2 protein-coding genes and 2 pseudogenes are annotated in these 4,366 nt (G+C 41.0%); all 4 read right to left on the bottom strand.

Going from position 1 to position 4,366, the window contains the following annotated elements:
• Positions 1–447: 447 nt before the first annotated feature.
• Positions 448–786, bottom strand: coding sequence for a hypothetical protein (locus LC574_RS28595; RefSeq protein WP_229457023.1), 339 nt, complete (start codon positions 784–786; stop codon positions 448–450).
• Positions 787–946: 160 nt separating this feature from the next.
• Complete coding sequence (locus tag LC574_RS28590) at positions 947–2,302, bottom strand: Rieske 2Fe-2S domain-containing protein (RefSeq protein ID WP_229457022.1); 1,356 nt, start codon at positions 2,300–2,302, stop codon at positions 947–949.
• A gap of 1,605 nt (positions 2,303–3,907) precedes the next feature.
• A pseudogene (locus LC574_RS28585) lies at positions 3,908–4,243 on the bottom strand (class II glutamine amidotransferase); the annotation flags it as partial.
• Positions 4,242–4,366: pseudogene (locus LC574_RS28580) on the bottom strand (nucleoside hydrolase); the annotation flags it as partial. The pseudogenes LC574_RS28580 and LC574_RS28585, both read right to left, overlap by 2 nt.

Genomic DNA, 4,366 nt, shown 5'->3' with positions numbered 1-4,366 from the left:
ATAACTGTCATTGCGTTCGCGCAGCGTCTCGTAGAGAGGAGGAACGACGAAGCAATCTCATGGACTCGTTTTGACCTGAAGAATTTTGCGATTGCTTCGTTCCTCGCAATGACATGTAAAAAAGTGGAATGAGAGAATAACTGTCATTGCGTTCGCGCAGCGTCTCGTAGAGAGGAGGAACGACGAAGCAATCTCATGGACTCGTTTTGACCTGAAGAATTTTGCGATTGCTTCGTTCCTCTCTTCGAGACGCTACGCGAACGCAATGACATGTAAAAAAGTGGGATGCTCCCTAATTTATATTCCTTTCAATGGTTCAGCCGTTTAACAAACTTTGGGGGTTTAAGTCCCCTGCCTAATGACGGCAGCGCCTGAAAGTGTTGGGGGTCTAAATCCCCGTCACAAAACGTAATTGCGAATGGGCGAAAAAGCGAATTGCGAATTGGTTTAATCTTCGTCAAGGGCTGGGAAAGCTTCTTCAAGCTGCCACAACCTATCTTTGTTTTCAACGAACCAAATACGAGTTTCTGGAGTTAATTTACTCCAAATGACTTCAACAGGGATGTGAGGAGATGCATATTGGTACTGCTGACCAAGTGATTTGAGATTGTCCGCCACATCATGAGGAATTCCAAATTGTTCCCAGTCAACTGTGATATTTTTTCCCGAAACTCCGGCTGTGGGGTCGAAAATCAATTGTGCTGATCTGACTAAATCAGCAAAGTGTTTTGGTTTTAGTTTAGTGATCTCCTGAATTTGGAGTGATTCGTTATACTCTTGAGACATTATTGCCGCAGTGGTAAAGATTAGGGGTGGATTGAACTTACTGCCAAAGATTTTTATCCCAATATTTTTACTTTAGCGCAGAGCCACTAACTTGAGCATGACTAAGATTATGGATTAGGGATTAGGAAAGAAGAATATCCCCTATTCCCTATTCCCGATTTTAGTGACGAGTGTAGGAACGCTCAAAGTGAGTTTTGAGTGTTTGAGCCATAGCGGACATGACAACTGCTGCGATAGAAAGCGATATTGCTGCAATTCTAATTCTAGAATCATCTGCAAGTATTGCTACAGCAGCTAGAGCGATCGCTACCCCGATACAACTTTGCTTAACCCTATTTGTAACTTGATAAGCTCGATTGCAGGAACTACAAATAAGTGTATGTTGCGAGAACCGGTCTAACGTGATCAACTTTTGATCAGACTCGCTACTACCGACATTTTTTGAGGTGGAATAACCTTGATAAAACGGCAACGATGACCCAAATTTATCTAGCCACTTGCGATACTCAACCACTAAAGTATCAGATGTTTTGAGCGGTAAATAGACTTCTTTGAGATTTTGTCCCAAACGCTCAATTTGTGCCTTTTGTTCAACGACTAATTGCAAATCACCTTCTAAGATTTTGTTTCGGATCAAGATGTGATCTAACCAGGGAGGCATCAGCTTGATTTTTTTGGGAAACGAGTTACTATAATTTCTGATGAGAATCCGACATCTATTCTTACCTAGCGGAATTGAATATAAGGCTGTGCCTCCAAACTTACCTTGCTGTTCATTACCAAATTTGTAGAGAATCAAATTAGGAGCAATGAAATCTAATGAAATCCAAGGCGCATTGGGTGTGCGTGTTCGCCGCCACCTTCCCTTAATTCCCTGAATATTGCTGTCAATGACTTCTATTTCCAACGCTTGGGCATCTTTTCGACTTCCCATGATGCCATCATGGCTGATTGGAACATGAGCCGGGTCAATAATGTTTTCAATAAAATAGCTTTGATCGTAAGGTAGGTCACGTATATAGTCTAAGTTGAAGCATTCCGGCTTGTCCCAATCTGGTAGAGATGGAATTTGCTCATCAATAGCCGTTTCGGCTTCCCCTGCCCACATCCAAATGATACCTTTACGTTCTAAGACTTTAAAAGATGACACGCAAGCATTTACCGGAATTTTGGCATCGGTTGGTAACTGAGGAATGTGCAAACATTGACCATTATTGCCAAACTGCCAACCGTGGTATGAGCACTCTATTTTGCCGTCAATAATTTGTCCATCAGAAAGTCTAGCTGCACGGTGGGAACAACGATCTGTTAAACAGATAAGTTGTTCATTTTGGTCTTTGAACAAAACGAAGGGTTCATCGTACAAAGAAAAGCTATAAGGACAGTTGGCAGGCAAGTCTTGCACAAAGGTGACGGGATACCAGCATTGCCTCCAGTTAAATTCTTGCTTCTCCTCAAGCGTCTCAAAGGTAGAAGTTGGTGGTGTCGCCTGTAATGTCTCTGTTTCTAATGACATAGTTTTCTCCAGGTTTCTATGATTTTATCCCTTTGTATTAGCAAATCTTTAGTCCTAGAGATAGAACATTTCTAGGGTGAAACTTCAAAAATTAACAATATAAATAATATAGCGATTCCCGCATTGATAAAGTTTATTACCCCCCTTAATCCCCCGATATATTGGGGGGAAACAAGAAAATCCAGTTCCCTCCCCGATAGGGCTATTTCATTCTCATCTAGCCCGCCTCAGAATTCATTCTGAGGCTAATAGCAAAAGTCGTCTAAAGACGACTAAGAAAGGCTTTTAGTCCACTTTAGTGGACTTGGACTAAAAGCCTGTGAACTTCAGTTCTGGGCGGTTTATGTCTAGAACGAAATAGCCCTGCCTCTCCGATGCTTTGGGGAGGGGCGGTTTTGGCTGTAGACAAAACCGGGGTGGGGTAATGCGGTGAGTAATGGTAAGTGAATGAACTCAATATCATGTCTTGACAAGGGTTTCACGTTAAGTTGACACCTATGGGCATTGCCATGCCCTTACCGTGTGGTTTGTTTTACTGAAAATTAGAAAGTATTCAAGCATTTTGAGAAAGTCAGATAGCATTTTGCTTGCGGAAAACACCAAAATGAATAAGTAAACTGGGGTTTGAGAAAGTAAAAGCTTCTTTTGCTTGCGGAAAACACCAAAATGAATAAGTAAACTGGGGTTTGAGAAAGCAAGAGCTTCTTTTGCTTGCGGAAAACACCAAAATGAATAAGTAAACTGGGGTTTGAGAAAGCAAAAGCTTCTTTTGCTTGCGGAAAACACCAAAATGAATAAGTAAACTGGGGTTTGAGAAAGCAAAAGCTTCTTTTGATAAAGCATTTCAGTATTTTGAGAAAGTAAACAGGCATTTTGATAAAGCAAACAGGCATTTTGATAAAGTAATCAGCAAATATACCTGGCAATTAAAAATCACACATATATAAACAAGCCAATTTAGTAAGTCAAATGTCATTTGACTTGCAGAAAACACCAAAATGAGAAAGCAAACTGCGGTTTGAGAAAGTAAAAGTTCATTTGACTTGCGGAAAACACCAAAATGAGTAAGTCAAAGCTGCTTTTGAGTAAGTAAAAGTTCATTTGACTTGCGGAAAACACTAAAATGAGTAAGTCAAAGCTGCTTTTGAGTAAGTAAAAGTTCATTTGACTTGCGGAAAACACTAAAATGAGTAAGTCAAAGCTGCTTTTGAGTAAGTCAAATGGCATTTTACTTATTAAATATGAAGTTTTGAGAAAGTAATATGCCTTTTTGCTGATTAAATATGAATTTCAGTTAAATATACGTTGCTTGCGGTGGTCACGTAGCTCTTGCCCCAATAGAGTTCAGTTAAACATTTATTTCTTCTCTCAGTGCCCTCTGCGCCTCTGTGGTAGCCTGCGGCAAGCCGAAGAAGCGTCTACGTTAAAAAACTTGACTTTGCCAAAAAGTTTTAGCCTTAACCGAACCGTATTGCATTCACTTACCATTACTCACCGCATCACCCCACCCCGGTTTTGTCTAAAGCTAAAACCGCCCCTCTCCTTAGTCAGGGTAGGGGTTGGGGGTAGGGTTCAAATTGTTTAATTTATGCAAGAAGTCTATTCTTAACTGAACGCATTTTTCAGAGGTAATCCATCCTGAAAAACTAGTAATTCTCCCGGTTGGATTTGTGTCCAAACTTCGTTGTCAGTTAGGGGTGTGGTAGCAATGACAGCGACACGATCGCGTTCAGTAGTCACCTCTCGAAAATCTACGGTCATGTCTTGGTCAATTAAATGGGCAGCTGCAAAGGGCGCTTGGCGCACAATGTAGCTGAGGTTGGTTGAACAATAAGCAAAAAAGTTTACTCCATCTGATAATAAGTAATTAAATATACCCACGTTTGCAATTACAGCAGTAATTTCTTGCAGCACAGGGTACAGTTCCTTTATGTCAGGCTTCCAAACTTTTTTCTACATTGCCACCGACATTTAATGCACCCCCCATCCAAACAATTTTGTGAATCTTGGCTTCAATGTCTGGTGCTTTGTCCAAAGCCACTGCTACTGTGGTCAATGGCCCAG

Origin of the sequence: Nostoc sp. CHAB 5715, assembly GCF_020829685.1 — a bacterium.
GTDB lineage: Bacteria > Cyanobacteriota > Cyanobacteriia > Cyanobacteriales > Nostocaceae > Nostoc.
This window is presented reverse-complemented; position numbering and strand designations above follow the sequence as displayed.